Raw genomic sequence first — 14,981 nt, 5'->3', positions numbered from 1 at the left:
AAGGCTGTCCCCGGGCAAGGCTGCCCGGGGATGTGTTCTTTTCTAATGCAGTTAACGCTGTTCGCGCTGCTGTTTCTTGCGTGTCAGCTTTTCCTGCCGACGGGCTTCGATAATATTTTTAGCATCACCGCCAACGTGTTGTTCACCACGCTGTGCTGCCAGCTGAACCTGCTTCTCACGCTCGCGAAAACGGGCTTTCTGCTCGTCAGAATGTTTATCAAAACATTTCGGGCAGCTTACGCCTTTTTCAAATTGCACACTCTGCATATCCTGCTCTGTGATCGGTAAACGGCAGGCGTTACACATGTCATAAGAGCCTTTTTCCAGCTGGTGATTTACCGTGACACGACCATCAAAGACATAGCACTCGCCTTCCCACAAACTCTCTTCGGCAGGCACCTCTTCCAGGTATTTCAGGATACCGCCTTCCAGGTGATAAACCTCATCAAAACCCTGCTCTTTCAGGTAAGCGGTGGATTTTTCGCAGCGGATACCCCCGGTACAGAACATCGCCACTTTCTTGTGTTTAGCCGGGTCCAGGTTCTCTTTCACGTACTCCGGGAACTCGCGGAAAGTCTCTGTCTTCGGGTTGACAGCGCGTTTGAAAGTGCCTACTTCGATTTCATAGTCATTACGGGTATCGACGACGAAAACGTCCGGGTCAGCAATCAGCTCGTTCCAGTCTTTTGGCTTCACATAGGTGCCGACAACATGGCGAGGGTCAATACCCTCTACACCCATGGTCACTATCTCTTTCTTCAACTTAACCTTTGAGCGGTTGAACGGTTGATGATCGTCGAATGACTCTTTGTACACTATGTCTGTTAAGCGAGAGTCCGTCTTAAACCAGGCCTGCAGAGCGTCAATGTTTTCGCGCTTGCCGGCAACTGTGCCGTTAATACCCTCTTTAGCAAGCAGTAACGTACCGCGAACCTGATTCTCTTCCATCAGGTTCTGTAATGGCTCACGAAGGGCTTCAAAATCTTCCAGTGCAACAAACTTATACAGTGCACAAACTACATATTGGGACATCGTTTTTCCTCAGTGCGGACTGGATCGTAAATCCAGAGCATTGTTCTATACATCAACGGGTAGCGTTTGCTGACCCTGCTACTTGTTCTCGCAGCAATACCCAGCCAACCAGTTTCAGGCTGATACCGGTTGGCCAAAAGACTCGTCATTCACAGTTTTACTATGACTGCACCTACAGACAGCATACAAAAGTGAATAAGCGCGGCATTATAGCCAAGTCTGTCCGCATAAAACACACATTTAGAATATGGTTAATTTATACGGTTATCTCGGGTCTATACCTTTGAGGGCGCTTTTCTTGAAATTCTTGAACTATGGCCCTATCTATAAAACCACATCTAGTTAGTTGGAGAACGACATGCTCACTTGGGAAAAAGTTATTGAACACGCAACCAAAGGCGATATCGTGCCTCCCCGCCGCGTTGAAAAGGCCGAAGAGGAATGGCGCCAGCAACTGACTGACGATGAATACTACATTACGCGCCAGAAAGGTACGGAAAGACCGTTTAAGTCAGAAATGTGTGAATTGTTCGAGCCGGGGGAATACGCCTGTGTCTGTTGCGGCAATATGCTGTTTGACGCCGGGGAAAAATTTGACTCCGGTTCAGGCTGGCCATCTTTCACACAACCGGTAAGCGTCAATGCTATCAATTATCTGATGGACACCTCGCACGGCATGCAGCGAATTGAAACCGTCTGTGCTGTCTGCGATGCTCATCTCGGTCATGTCTTTCCTGACGGCCCGGCACCCAGCGGACTGCGGTACTGCATGAATGCCGTTGCCCTGAAGAAAGTCAGTCTGTAACTACACTTGCCCGATACCAGTCGGGCAAGTTATTTATATTTATCCCAGGCCGCCCTGAACGCTTTTTTCATTGAATCAAACGCTTCTTCAGCACCCTGCCGTAATTCTCCCCATGCCTCTTCGCTGGCATGTTTCACTTCGTCCAGTTTCTTTTCCGCTTCTGCTTTTCTGGTTTTCAGTTGTTGAATTTCATCACGATATTTTTCTTTCAGCTCTGCGCCTGAGTGCTGAGCTTTTGCTTCCAATTTGTCGATTTCTGCATTGATCTCTTTCATTTGTGCGCTGAGCTTTTCTACAAATGCTTTTCTGTCCATCTCATACTCTCTCAAAGTGGGTGGCTCACAGTTGCGGCCAGTGAATCGTAGATAAATGAATTGCAGATATAAGCATAGTTGCTTAACAGCGTTCTGTTAGTGTCATTCCGGAATATAAAAGGGGAACACTTGCAGTACATGTCTGATAGCGCTATAACCCCTCCATAGACGACTCAGGGAGAACAAGGATGATCATCGCACAGTTAGGCAATCCGATACTACGCCAGCAGGCGAAAGCCCTGTCGACTGAACAATGGAAAGAATACGCCCCCTTTTTTACTGACTTAGCATCTCTGATGCTCAGCCACCAGGGAGTAGGTATTGCAGCCCCGCAGGTCAGTGAATCGCTGCGTGCTTTTATCGTTGCCTCTTCTCCGAATGCCCGTTACCCGAATGCGCCGACTATGACGCCAACGCTGATGCTCAACCCTGAGATTTACTGGATGAGCGAGGAGATAGAAAAAGACTGGGAAGGTTGCCTGAGTATCCCCGGTATTCGCGCGCTGGTACCGCGTTCCACCAGAATAAGTGTTGGTTACGAACAGCTTGATGGGCAAAAAGTCCGCTGTGAGTTATCTGGCTTCATCGCGCGGATATTCCAGCATGAGTTAGACCACTTAAACGGTATCGTTTTTCTTGATCGTGCAGACTCGCACGATTACGCCACTGAAGACGAGTACCGTCGGCAACTGGGACTGAACTGAAAGAAGCGGCCTGAGCCGCTTCTTATTCATGATCTGCTATCTTCTCGCCTGGTTTTTCCGTATTTGTCTATTGCTGCCTGACAGAAGCCGAAGGATTATTCTGCTGGTGACTCGCTTTCTTCTGGCCTGGCTTTTCTTGTTGACCATCCAGTGCCGAAGCAGTAATCCGGGTTGGTTTGGCGGGTTTCTTCATGAATAGCAATGCCATCAGGATCAAACTAATTCCCGCCCATTGCAAGAGCCCAAGGCTTTCTCCGACCAGTCCAATACCCAGCAAGACAGCAGTAACCGGGTTCATCAATGAGAACATCGACATCACGTTCGGACCGAGTTTTTTCACTGAACGTACCCAGGCCCAGTAACCAAATGCAGTGTTCAGTAATACCAGCCACAACAGACCGGGTATCGCATCCACAGGCAGCGCAACCGGCGCGCCGGCCACGAACCAAGCGAAGGGAATCAGCATCATGCCACCAAGAACGAGCTGCCAGGCGGCAAAGCTCAGCGCATCGTTAACCGGCCATCGTTTCATCCAGATAGCGGACTGCGAGACCAGAGCTGTGCCAGCCAGAGCGGCCAGGGTGCCAATCGGATCCAAATCTGCAGACGGGTTCAGCAATAAGCCCACTCCAATTAAACCCAGTACCGCTAACACCACTGAGCGAGGGTCCGGTTTTTTACCTTCCCCTATCCACTGCAGTAGCATCATCTGCAACGGCATCGTTGCCCCCAACGTGCCGGCGACAGAGCCAGGCAAGCGGTAAGCAGCGATAAAAAGTAACACAAAGAATGCGGCAATATTGCAAAAGCTCAGCAAGGTCATGCGACTCCAGCTCAGCGGCGGCAGCTTTGGTCGTAGCAAAAGCAACACCAGTCCGGCAGGTAAAGCCCGCCACACAGCCACCCAGTATGGAGACATATCTTGCAGAAACAGGCTGACGGCAGCATAGGTGCTACCCCACAGCATTGGCACTACTAACGCGAGCAGATAGTTCATTTCACTTCCCTTTAAGAATCTTTACATCAAATATCTTTGTATGAAGATAAATTAGTGGCTATTTGCCTTTTAATCAAGTATCTTTTTCGAAAAGTTAATGACATATTTTTGACTCAATGAAGAACGGACAAACACAACCCTATGCAAGATCATGTCGATAAACTATTGATTCAATGGCAGGAACACCGGCCAGACTTGGATTGCTCTCCTATGGGGATCATTGGCCGCATGTATCGGGCCCACAGAATAATGACGGACAGCATCAATGACGTGTTCAAAGGCTACGGGCTGAGCCAGGTTGAGTTTGATATTCTGGCCTCGCTGCGCAGAGCTGGCGAACCCCTTACGCCAACCCAGCTTTATCACACCGTGATGCTGTCTTCCGGGGCGATGACAGCCCGGCTGGATAAACTGACCGACAGAGGGCTGATCTACCGGCAGCCGAGTGACGATGACAGACGCAGCTGTAAGGTGTGGTTAACAGAAGCAGGACAGGCTCTGGTCGACAAAGCCGTCACAGCCCATGTTGCCAATGAGCATCAGATGCTGACGGCCTTAGACAAAGATGAGCAGGCCCAGCTAGCGGGATTATTGCGAAAATGGCTGTTGGCTAACGAGTCAGCATTGAAATAACCTCAATCAGCATTGACGCATTTCATCCTGTATCGCCTGAAACCGCTGTTCAATGTCTGCCAGATCCTGTGGTTCATTCAGGCAATCCTGACTGGAGCGCAGGATCATTTCGGCCTGACGACAAACGGCACTTTGCTGCTCACGCGTTCTGCAGTAACTGGCAATCCGGCCAAGGCTTTCAAGCAAACGGATGGTAACCGCCGTATCGGATTTGCCGTGCTGGCGGATCTGATCAAAAGCGGCGTTGAGTATCCCGGTAAAAGTCAGAGGCGGTTCTTCCAGCCGCAGCTGGCCGTCATCGCCATACCAGCGCGCGGGATGAAATGACCGGCCAGTCAAGGTGCAAAGTACTGCACTGAGTCTGTCAACGCAGGTCATGGCAGTAAAAGGATCATTGATACCCGGTGACAATGCTCTGACGGCCACTTCCACCAACTGATGAACAGCGAATTCAGGATCTTGTTCCGGGGTACGCAATTTCCCGACAATCATGCAATCAAGAAGCTGTGAATCCAGACCGTCTTCCGGCTCAGTGTCAGACCGCACGACAGCGATTGAGCTGCCTTTTACGACAAATGCCCCGGCTCTGTAACCCAATTCAATCCGGCAATCAAACTGCTGGGCAAGCTGACATAAGCACTGTCTGTCTACGGCTTGCAGGTAACCTTCACTGTCCGCCGCGACCACATGATGAAACATGCCGGTTGGATTGCGATCACTCTGAAAAGGTTCAGGATCAGACTCACCGAGTTCATCAGGGAAAAAATGCTCAATGTACTGATTCAGCTCCTCATACACACCATTGACGACGTTATCCGCCTGAATCGAAGTCGCCACATGGTGAATGAAATAAATCAGAACCGCAACATTGAACAGGGCCAGTAACAAAGCCAGATTGACCGCAATGCGAGGCACGAACACATCACCGTTGGAATGGGTCACACTGCTTAATACCAGCAGACAATAGATGAACGTCGCGATAAAGGTGCCAAGCACGTACTGATTACCCGGATCGCGCATGAAATTTCGCAGTAAACGGGGACCAAACTGAGAGGAAGCCAGCGTTAATGCCACTATGGTGATAGAGAAAGCCACCCCGGCCACCGTTACCATGGAACCTGCAATCGTAGAAAGGACACTGCGTGCTCCCTCTGCACCTCCCGTGAAGCCGATATCAGGCAAAACCAGAGAGAAGTGCACCAGTTGATGATCCAGAGTAACTACAATCCGGGCCAGCCCGACGGCAATAATCACCATCATGGCAGGGACGAACCAGAAACTGCTCCTTACCGCTTCCCAACGATTTAACCAGTGTGTTTTCATGCCTGCCCTGCCGTGAAGTGAAATCACCTGACTTGCCAGACAGTCTCGTGCGCGTATCAGCAACAACCCTAGAGATCAGCTGGCAAAAATGGCGGGCACATACGTCTGCCCGCTGTGATAAAGATAGCAGAGCAGAAAAGCAAACCACTGATATCAGGCTTGATGTCAGCGCGGCTTACGGCAGTTCATTGCAGAGATCAGGCAGGTTTCGCCCAAACGGTTCGAAAATGTTCCAGCACCAGCACAGTGTCTTCGCTCATCTCAATAGCCAGCTCTTCGCACTCGGTGCTGAAAAACTGCCAGTGGGCATCCCGCCACCAGCTCAGCGACTTATCACCTTCTCCTTCAGCCGCCGCGAACTCAGCGGTCACATCTTTAAACCGGGCTTCTGCCACCCGGGTAATTTGCGTGATCGCGACCGGAACGCCCTCCCAGTCAGTGACCACCTGCAAATGGCCGACCTGCGGCATTGGCTCCGGCCCTTCCTCACCGCCTATCTGATACCAGTATTTCATACTGCAGCTGGCTTGCTTTTCTCCTTTTCGTACCAGTTCGGCACAAATGTCTGCATTGTCTTTGTCTGCACAGAAATAATCTGCGCTGACACTTGAAATAGCCGGTATTTCAGCTTCCGGTAAGGTCACCAGATAAGCCGACAGGCAGTCTGCCGCCTGGGGAGAAAGCTGAAACTGTTCCGCTAATGTTGCCGGTGCAAAGTTGTTAAAAATCATGATGTCCCTGTCGTTGTTAACTGTGTGCTCGGTACAGGCTTATCGTCCGGCGAGTGCCGCCGCTAATCCCATCTGATAGCCGGTGTCTAAGCGTTTTTTGTCTGTGGTAATACGGCCGACATCAAACTCTGCCGGCGGTGCTATAACATGAATGCGGCAGTCTTGAGGCGGGTTCTCAATAAACTCAATGGCGCTATTGTAATTGTCGGCACGCTTCATCATCACCCGCGCCAGCTCAGGGGTATCTGCCAGCATACGACGAAGAAACCAGCTCGTTTTGCTGGTTTTCTTCCGGTAGCCCAGCGGGCGTGACAAAATCACCGTGATTTCTCTGGCACCCATTTGATAGGCTTTGATGACGGGAATGGAATCGGCGACCCCACCGTCGGTCATGGCGTCGCCATTCAGCAGCGGATAATCCCGGTACGCGACCGGCACAGAGCAAGAAGCTTTTAGCAATTGTTCAAGATTATCTGCCGTGGCTTGGGTATAAACGGCCTCTCCGCTAGAGACTTGGGTGGTGACCACGTACAAAGGAATGGGTTGTGCGTCGAAAGCATCCAGATCCAAGCGTATTTCATTGATGGTGATCTGCCACAACCAGTCGAGATCCAGCCAGTGTCCGCCACGGATGAACTTACGCAAACTGATAAACTCAGGGCGGCAGGAGTAATCAGTGATCACTTTGTAATTACGGCCATGCTGATTCGCCAGCCAGGCTGCAAGATTGGTGGAACCAGCCGAGACACCGATGCAAAAATCAAATGGCCGGTAATGTTGCTCTAGAAAGCCATCCAGCACACCGGCGGCAAAAATGCCGCGCATCGCGCCGCCTTCAACAACCAGAGCTTGTGATTCTGCCACTGCCATCCCTCTCTCCTTTCAAGCCAGATCTGACTAAGTACTGGCCATTATGCAGCCAGTGCTTATGCTACAGGTTCATATTAACCCTTGTCCTTGATGAACAAATAGAAACCAAATCCCATCGTGTCGCGGCCAAACTGGTGGTAATACGCGTTCCACTCGCGAACCGCATCACGCTTTTGACACGCTTTGCCATCCTCTGGATTGGCCATCACAGCACGTTCTGCTTTCAGGCGAAAGCAACCTTCAAAATGATCCCACTCGTCCTGATTACTGGTGGCCGCATACACAGTGGCCAGGCCGTGAGAGTCAGCGACCGACATGTTGCCCTGGTGATCGTAATAAATACCAATCGGCTCACCAATGAAATCCAGATACGCCTGGGCCGGTGGCTGCTTCCAATAGCCTTCGCCAATCAGCAGTTGACCATGGGGTTTCAGCCATTGCTGCATTTGAGTCAGTGCTGCCGGATAACCCGCATCCCCTTCACCAAACGCATGGGTCGATCCCATACAGATAGCCACATCATACTGTGTCGCGAACGGATAGTCGTTGGCATCAGCCACTTCGAATTTCACGCGATCGGCCAAGCCCAAGGCTTCTGCTTTCGCATTCGCGGCGGCAATACAGGTCTCAGAAATATCCAGTCCGAGACAGTGTGCCCCTGTCGCACTGGCAAGACGCAGTAAAAACTCCCCTTCCCCGCAACCAATATCAATAACATGGCTGTCAGTGTGGAGATTCAGTAGGTCGATCAGTCGATGTGCTTTTTCGAGGCTGAGTGGGCTGTTAAATAACATCCAATGTCCTTATCTCACGATTTACCCTGCAACAGGCTGTTTCGGGGTATCCAGTATCAGCTGGTAGAAATCCAGATCCAACCAGCGCTCAAATTTATAGGCTGCTTGCTTTATCGTGCCGGAATATTCGAACCCCAGCTTTTTGTGCAAGGCAATGCTGCCAGTGTTTGTCGAATCTATACCGCCAACCAGCACATGGTAATTCTGCTCTCGGGCTGCCTGAATCAGGGCATCCATCAGCTTTCGCCCCAAGCCTTTACCCTGGTGCTGCGGATGAATGTACACAGAGTGTTCAACAGAATATTTAAACGCAGCCCATGCGCGGAAGGTGCCGTAACTGGCAAACCCCATCAGCTCACCGGCATCATTTTCAATACCAATCACAGGAAACTGATTGGCCGTTTTGGTGGCAAACCAGGTTTGCATGATGTCCATCGTACGGGGCTGATATTCGTAAAGTGCGGTGGTGTTAAGAATGGCATCATTGAAAATTGCCAGAATGGCTTCGCCATGTTTTTCATAGGTACAATGAACAAACTGCATCATCCCTCCTGATGCTCACAATACTCGGCAATCATTGCCTTCAGTCAGGCAAATACTTTACCACTAACTTTTCCAGCGTTAAGCGAAAATTTCAGCAAAACAGCCAAGTTGCAGGCAAAAGCCATGGATTAAACTGCAGCAACCAGATAATTGGCCGCCAATAAAAGCAGTAATGAGATCGCAATTAACCAGGCTGAGAATACAATCTCATGGTAAGCCTTAATCAGCAGCGCGTTTTTATGCTGATTGCTCTGATGTAACAACTGCCAGGTTTCGTAACAGCGAACCACGGCCAGATGAAGATTGTCATTCGCACCTTGTTGCTTCATTCCTTCCAGCCAGTTGTTGGGTAAATGCACACCATACACATCGGCCGGCCTGAGCAGGCGAAACAGAAAACTCCAGGCAGATATCAAACCCAGATAGGTCACGGTCACGGCGATAACTGCCAGCCAGGCGATGGCATGCTGTGGCGGGACAAACAATGAAGAAGCAATAAATACCAGAACGGTAAACCCTGCGATGACAGCGGAATGCAACCCAAGCAGACGGGCCGCTTTTTCTTCAAGATACCGGGCGCGGCACTGTTCGTCTGATAAAGCCGTGCGAACATGGTGATACAGCACGGCCATGTTGTCTTCTCTCATAGCATCAAGGCTTACCTGTTGGCTGTAAATCCGTTCCTGAGAGTATAGACGCTACGGCAAGCCACGAAGTATCAGTCACTTGCCATTCTTCCGGATCAGCTTAATGTCTGATGGACCCAAGCCTGTCCTTCAGCTACATGAACCTCTGCAACAGCACCGTTCATTAATGGCATATTGGGAGCCAGATGGCCGATGTCAGCGTTCAGGATGACAGGTACTGAAAGATCGCTCAGCACTTGCTGAATAACCTGAGAATGTGACAGTGATTTTCCGTGACTCAGCGGCGAACCATCCCGACCGAAAATGACCCCGTTGACGGCATCAAACACACCATTGAATTTCATTGCCATCAGCACGCGGGCCATCGCGGTTGGCGATAACTCGGCGTTTTCCAGAAACAAAATCAGGCCGTCCTGAGCATACTGCATTTTCATCTGCGGCAGATTCAGGTACTCGGTACCTGATATCAGGCCCATGGTATCGAGGCAGCCACCGATCAGACGGCCTGAAAACGCGACCGATTTCGCTGCATCGTTTGACGATAACACCGTCCACTGCGTTGGCTGAGTGAAAGCGAATTGTGCCTCGGGATCCTTGCCATAATTGGCCGAGGCCAGCTCATAGCAGGACGATTGCTGTAACCTGACAGATTCACCGACAGTCAGGCTCAGCAAAGAAAATATTGCGCTATTGAGCGGATCCGTCACAGCAGGATGAAGCTGCATCAGATTCGCACAATGCAGGCTGGCCCAACCGCAGCGAGCCGTTAAGACAGACGAGATAGTGCTGATATCTGAAAAGCCAATCAGCCATTTAGGTTTGGCGTGACGCAGTAAGTCCAGATCCAGCAATGGCAACAGTTCCATCGCCAGTTCACCTCCCCAGGGCGGCAGGATGGCATCAACGCGATCATCCAGCAAAAACGCCATCAATTCTCTGGCCCGCATTGGCGCCGGAGCACTGACATGGCCGGCATTTTCCCGTAAGCAGTGCCCTTCCAGCACCTTAAAGCCTCTGTCCCGCAACCCCTGGATAACCAGATCGAGACGTGCATGACAATCTTCAGGCACACCTGCCGATAATGCTGTTACTGCTATTGTACAACCGGGAACCAGTGGGGAAGGATAACGCATGGGACCTCTCTTAACCGCATATAACAAAAGCCCACACACTACGCCGGAAGGAAATTAAATCAAGTCAATTCAATAAGTAACAGATGACATAATAACATTTGCTCAACGTTGTACTGATCGCAGATCAATAAAAAGCAAGTGTTCACTTATCCCGGCATCACTGAGTGTGCCGGTCAAACAAGTATTATGGGAGGTCATGGGCCGGCGTTATCCACGTTTGAGACAGGTAGGCTGACAGGCTGTTGACTGGCTCGAAATCCGGGCTGATCGGCACGCTCACATTCATGGTTTCAACTTCCAGTACCTCTTCGCCGTATTGTTTGAGAAAGCTTGGCAATGACAAGCATTTCACCCCCTCCGCCCAACCGTATTTCACCAGCATGTCAGCCAGGTTTTCAGGGCTGTAGCGCTTTTCCTCAGCCAGAAAATAAAACGGCGCCAGCGTGTCCTTCTCAATTAAGGTCACGTGAAAAGCCGCCAGATCATCAAGATGAGCGGCATAATACAGGCCGTAAGACGGGATCAGGACAGGAATGCGAAGGCTTTCGCGACGATTCAGTGAAGTATGAATCGGGCATTCGTGACCACCGTACACCAGAGTAGGCACAAAAACGGGTGTCCAGCTCAGTTCTATGGCTTTCTTCAGCACCGGAACCTCTTTTTCTGCCGCAGTCAGGGACTCAAACTGGAGTTCATCGGGTGAACATTCATCGGCGCACCCAAACACTTCGATACCTGATGTATACAGCTTTCTGGCATCCGGTTTCGCAAAGCGCTCTATGCTGTCCATCAATACCGAAAAATCCGGTGCCTGCTTTTCCTGCGCATAAGGTGCCATAACAGGTCTGGCACAACAGATCACGGCATCAAATTTCCCTGCCATGTGTTCATCCTGCAAAGCAAGCGGGATAGCCAGCGGGTTATCCTGCTCAGGATGCTGACTGAGCGCAAAGACCTGATAACCGTGATCTATCAGGTGCCGGACCACATAACATCCGAGCACCGAATTGCCCCCTGCGACTAAGACCTTCATTTCTCCTCCTTGTCTGTTCGGTATGCCAAACATGCCTGTTTGCACACGCTAAAAAACGTTCAGTTTTCCTGTCCTTAAGTTATAAGCATAGTCGGTTGAGGTAAAGGCTTTGGCTTTGGGGGAATAGGAGGATTTCTCTGGATCTGATGATCTGTCTGAGTTTGAAGGTATGTCGCGCTTGAGTCCGGTGCTTATCTCACCATTATCTGACGCGCGCCAGTTACTCTTTGTGGGTGCAAAGAGTAACCAGAAAACACCTTTTATTATTCTTTGCTGTGGGCCGGGTTGCTTCGACATTAACCCTGCCTCTTTCATCAGGTTACGCACCTTGAAACGACCAACCTGATATCCCAACTCATGCATCATTGACTTTAGCGATCGGCTACCAGCGGAACCACGGCTCGCCTTGAACAAGCGACGAAGTTCACTTCGAAGCTTCAGTCGCTCGCAATCGACATTACGAATTCGAGCCTTATACTCATAAAAACAGGACGTGGAAATATTGAAAGCGGAGCAGACCAGTTCAGTGGATTCTTGCTCTCTTAACTGGTCTATCAGGGCATACGTTCGAACTCGTCCGCCATCAAGAGAGCTGTGGCCTTTTTTAAAATCGCTTTTTCGCGTTCTAGCCGGTTGATGCGAGCTTCAAGCTCTTGGATCTTCTGCTGCTCAGGAGTGAAAGCCTTGTTGCTGGGAGTCTTACCACCACGCTCAGCCTGGAGTTAACTGACCCACCGGCAGAGCACTGTTTCCCCAACATCTAAAGAGCGGCTGGCTTTAGCGACCGAATAGCCTTGATCCAATACCAGACATGCAGCTTCCAGTTTGAACTCAGCAGTAAATGAGCGACGCTTTCTTGTCATTAAACACCTCTTTCTTTGGTGGCTACTTTACCACCTAAAATGGTGTCCGGGTTCATTAAACCACTACATATCCTTATTTGTTAGATGCCAGGTCGCTGAACCTTATTTAGTAGTGGTAACGACACGAAATTATCGTTATCGCTTGATCATCGACTGCATAAACAAGCCTGTTAGTGTCATCAATACGACGAGACCAAAAACCAGATAAGTTCTCTTTTAACGGCTCTGGTTTACCGATGCCCTCAAATGGGGAGCGCTTAACTTCATTGATGAGTTTATTGATGCGCTTGAGTGTTTTCTTGTCTTGAGTTTGCCAATACAGGTAGTCATCCCAAGCGTCATCAGTCCACGATAGTAAATGTTGACTACTACTCATCAATTAACTCTCGTGCAGTTGTTTTACCTGCACGGTACTGTGCTATCGAACGGTTTAGGTGTTCAGCGTTTTGAGGAGAGCGTAGTAAGTGAACTGTCTCCATAAGGCTATTGTAGTAGTCTAAAGACATAACTACAGCATCTTCAGAATCACGGCGTGTAATAACTGTTGTATCAGCGTCATTAACTACACCGTCCAAAACAGCTTTGAGACCATTTCTAGCTTCAGTAAAAGATACGATTCTCATAAGAACCTCCACATGTACATTTAATGGGACAAGTATAGTCTTCATCAATCTACTTGTACAGTAAATTGAACATGCGATATTGATAAGGCACATAACGCCGCATTAAGGTGTGAGCAACGCTACCACGAAACTAAACCATACCACCTTAAACACAAAACCCAACGATTAGCATCAAAAATGTCAAGCGTTGGGAATCACTCTTAAATGCTTTGTTGAACCAAGCCGCTGCGCGGCAGAGCTACAGCAGCCCACATACTGATCTCTGAACCCTGCCATCCGGGCAGCGGACTGGAGACCGTATCATGAATACTCAACAGCAGCGCCATTTCGACGCGCTATACCAGCAACACCTTGATAATCTTATCCTACAAGGCAAGCGACCGGCGACCGTTGATGCCTACAGCCGTGCGGTACGTCGTGTTTCTGCCTTTTTCGACTGCCCGCCTGACACCCTGACAACCGAGCAGCTACGTGCCTACTTCCGCCAACTCATCCACACCCACTCATGGAGCACCGTCAAACTCGACCGCAACGGCCTGCAGTTCTTCTACCGCTATACCCTCAACAAACAGTGGGCATGGCTCAATATCGTCAAACCGCCGCAGGTCAGGCGGCTGCCCGATCTCCTGACGCCCCACGAAGTGGGGTTGCTCATCACCATGACCCGCCAGCCCCGCTACCAGGTATTCTTCTTTACCCTCTACAGCCTCGGGCTTCGGCTCGGCGAGGGGCTGAGCCTGACCACGACCGATATTGATGCCCATACCATGCAGGTCCATGTCCGGGAAGGAAAAGGCGGCAAGGACAGGCGGGTGCCGCTACCCGAGCGGACCCTGGCAGCCATGCGCCGGCACTGGTGCTCACACCGCCACCCGCAGTGGCTCTTCCCGGGGATCGGCACCACCGAGCCGATGGTTCGCGGGGGCGTTCAGAAAGCCATGAAACAAGTCTGCCGGGAATGCGGGATCAGCAAGCGGATCAGCCCCCATTCATTACGCCACTGTTATGCCACCCACTTGCTGGAAGCGGGACTGGATCTACGCTCCCTGCAGGTACTGCTCGGCCATGCCAGCCTCAACACTACCGCCCGCTATACCCAGTTCACCGCAGTCAAGTCGGCCGCTGCGACCCGGGCGGTCAATGCACTGGCCAATCAGCTGGCAGTGATCTGGGAGGTATCATGAACACCTTTATCTCCCTGCTCACCACCCACTATGATAAATTCATCCGCCACTATGGCGACAGACTCACCCCGGATATACGCCGGGCAATGTCAGCGATGCGGCGCTGCCGGACCGAGCAGGCCGGCTGCGCACAGTGGTATTGCCCGCACTGCCACCATGACGACCGGCTGCCGTTGGGCTGCGGCCACCGCGCTTGCCCGCAGTGCCAGCAACGCACCACCTCAGACTGGCTCGCCCGCCAGGAAGCCAAGCTGCTGCAGGCCGAGTATTTCATGCTGACCTTCACGGTCCCCGCGCCGTTACGCGGACTCGCCCGCGCTCAGCCGAAGGCGTTCTACGCCGTGATGTTCCAGGTGGCGGCCTCGGTACTGAAGGACTTTGCCCGCCGACAACATAGCGGGATCAGCGGGTTTACCCTGGTGCTGCACACCCATAACCGGCGGCGGGATATTCACCCCCATCTCCACGTTGTGATGCCGGCGGGGTTCTACCACCCGCAGCGAAGGCAGTGGCACAAGGGCAGGAAGGGCTTCCTCTTTCATCACACCGCCCTGGCAAAAGTCTGGCGGGCACGGCTGCTCGATGCCATTGCACGCCACCCGGCGCTTGGGCTGCCTGCGGCACCGCTGCCAACCGAGTGGGTGGTTGACTGCCGTGCGGTCGGACGGGGGTTACCGGCATTGCAATACCTATCGCGCTACCTCTACCGGGGCGTTCTGCCCGACCAGGATATTCTCCGGATCAATGACCGT

At 51.3% G+C, this 14,981-nt stretch carries 18 protein-coding genes and 1 pseudogene; 5 read left to right on the top strand and 14 right to left on the bottom strand.

What is annotated here, in order from left to right; all coding sequences use genetic code 11:
• Positions 1-51: 51 nt before the first annotated feature.
• The gene (locus Q4491_RS17020) at positions 52-1,032 is read right to left on the bottom strand and encodes a rhodanese-related sulfurtransferase (protein WP_192014112.1); all 981 of its coding nucleotides are present in this window, start codon (positions 1,030-1,032) and stop codon (positions 52-54) included.
• 358 nt (positions 1,033-1,390) lie between these two features.
• Here Q4491_RS17020 and msrB point away from each other — a divergent pair, with 358 nt between their 5' ends.
• Complete coding sequence (gene msrB, locus Q4491_RS17015; protein ID WP_192014114.1) at positions 1,391-1,837, top strand: peptide-methionine (R)-S-oxide reductase MsrB; 447 nt, start codon at positions 1,391-1,393, stop codon at positions 1,835-1,837.
• A gap of 29 nt (positions 1,838-1,866) precedes the next feature.
• Here msrB and Q4491_RS17010 read toward each other — a convergent pair whose 3' ends face one another.
• A complete protein-coding gene (locus tag Q4491_RS17010) occupies positions 1,867-2,151 on the bottom strand; it encodes a coiled coil domain-containing protein (protein ID WP_192014116.1) in 285 nt (94 codons plus the stop codon).
• 188 nt (positions 2,152-2,339) lie between these two features.
• On the opposite strand from Q4491_RS17010, the gene def reads away from it, so the two are divergent.
• Entirely contained in the window at positions 2,340-2,855 is a 516-nt protein-coding gene (def, locus tag Q4491_RS17005; protein ID WP_192014118.1) for a peptide deformylase, read from the top strand.
• 67 nt (positions 2,856-2,922) lie between these two features.
• Here the strand turns inward: def and Q4491_RS17000 are convergent, their stop codons facing one another.
• Positions 2,923-3,852 carry a DMT family transporter gene (locus tag Q4491_RS17000; protein WP_303459221.1) on the bottom strand — a complete coding sequence of 310 codons (930 nt, stop codon included), beginning with the start codon at positions 3,850-3,852 and terminating at the stop codon, positions 2,923-2,925.
• Between the two features lie 141 nt (positions 3,853-3,993).
• Here Q4491_RS17000 and Q4491_RS16995 point away from each other — a divergent pair, with 141 nt between their 5' ends.
• A complete protein-coding gene (locus Q4491_RS16995; RefSeq protein ID WP_218385642.1) occupies positions 3,994-4,485 on the top strand; it encodes a MarR family winged helix-turn-helix transcriptional regulator in 492 nt (163 codons plus the stop codon).
• Positions 4,486-4,491: 6 nt separating this feature from the next.
• On the opposite strand, the gene Q4491_RS16990 is transcribed toward Q4491_RS16995, so the two are convergent.
• From Q4491_RS16990 to Q4491_RS16940, 11 genes and pseudogenes are all read right to left on the bottom strand, one after another.
• Positions 4,492-5,808 (bottom strand): DUF2254 domain-containing protein, encoded by a 1,317-nt coding sequence (locus Q4491_RS16990; RefSeq protein WP_303459219.1) that lies wholly within the window; start codon positions 5,806-5,808, stop codon positions 4,492-4,494.
• 197 nt (positions 5,809-6,005) lie between these two features.
• Entirely contained in the window at positions 6,006-6,539 is a 534-nt protein-coding gene (locus Q4491_RS16985; RefSeq protein ID WP_303459216.1) for an ASCH domain-containing protein, read from the bottom strand.
• A 39-nt stretch (positions 6,540-6,578) separates the two neighbouring features.
• Entirely contained in the window at positions 6,579-7,409 is an 831-nt protein-coding gene (locus Q4491_RS16980) for a patatin family protein (protein ID WP_237795297.1), read from the bottom strand.
• A 74-nt stretch (positions 7,410-7,483) separates the two neighbouring features.
• The gene (locus tag Q4491_RS16975; RefSeq protein ID WP_303459213.1) at positions 7,484-8,203 is read right to left on the bottom strand and encodes a cyclopropane-fatty-acyl-phospholipid synthase family protein; all 720 of its coding nucleotides are present in this window, start codon (positions 8,201-8,203) and stop codon (positions 7,484-7,486) included.
• A 21-nt stretch (positions 8,204-8,224) separates the two neighbouring features.
• Positions 8,225-8,749 carry a GNAT family N-acetyltransferase gene (locus Q4491_RS16970; RefSeq protein ID WP_225445000.1) on the bottom strand — a complete coding sequence of 175 codons (525 nt, stop codon included), beginning with the start codon at positions 8,747-8,749 and terminating at the stop codon, positions 8,225-8,227.
• A gap of 125 nt (positions 8,750-8,874) precedes the next feature.
• Positions 8,875-9,393, bottom strand: a complete 519-nt coding sequence (locus tag Q4491_RS16965) for a hypothetical protein (protein WP_237795294.1) — start codon at positions 9,391-9,393, stop codon at positions 8,875-8,877.
• Positions 9,394-9,488: 95 nt separating this feature from the next.
• A complete protein-coding gene (locus tag Q4491_RS16960) occupies positions 9,489-10,526 on the bottom strand; it encodes a S66 peptidase family protein (RefSeq protein WP_303459207.1) in 1,038 nt (345 codons plus the stop codon).
• Positions 10,527-10,710: 184 nt separating this feature from the next.
• Complete coding sequence (locus Q4491_RS16955; protein ID WP_303459204.1) at positions 10,711-11,559, bottom strand: NAD(P)-dependent oxidoreductase; 849 nt, start codon at positions 11,557-11,559, stop codon at positions 10,711-10,713.
• 279 nt (positions 11,560-11,838) lie between these two features.
• Positions 11,839-12,422 (bottom strand): annotated as a pseudogene (locus tag Q4491_RS16950) (transposase); the annotation flags it as partial.
• A 106-nt stretch (positions 12,423-12,528) separates the two neighbouring features.
• On the bottom strand, positions 12,529-12,798 hold the full coding sequence (locus tag Q4491_RS16945; protein WP_192014137.1) for a Txe/YoeB family addiction module toxin: 270 nt from the start codon (positions 12,796-12,798) through the stop codon (positions 12,529-12,531).
• Positions 12,791-13,045, bottom strand: a complete 255-nt coding sequence (locus tag Q4491_RS16940; protein ID WP_005526636.1) for a type II toxin-antitoxin system Phd/YefM family antitoxin — start codon at positions 13,043-13,045, stop codon at positions 12,791-12,793. Before Q4491_RS16940 ends, Q4491_RS16945 begins: the two co-directional genes overlap by 8 nt.
• A 302-nt stretch (positions 13,046-13,347) precedes the next feature.
• Between Q4491_RS16940 and Q4491_RS16935 the strand changes: the two genes are divergently transcribed.
• On the top strand, positions 13,348-14,229 hold the full coding sequence (locus Q4491_RS16935) for a site-specific integrase (protein ID WP_303459198.1): 882 nt from the start codon (positions 13,348-13,350) through the stop codon (positions 14,227-14,229).
• A partial coding sequence (locus Q4491_RS16930; protein WP_303459196.1) for a transposase zinc-binding domain-containing protein occupies positions 14,226-14,981 on the top strand: 756 nt, incomplete at its 3' end. The genes Q4491_RS16935 and Q4491_RS16930, both read left to right, overlap by 4 nt.

This window comes from Photobacterium sp. 2_MG-2023, assembly GCF_030547675.1.
Taxonomy (GTDB): Bacteria; Pseudomonadota; Gammaproteobacteria; order Enterobacterales; family Vibrionaceae; genus Photobacterium; species Photobacterium arenosum.
Note: the sequence above shows the minus strand (reverse complement) of the source record. Positions and strands in the feature narration are given on the sequence as shown.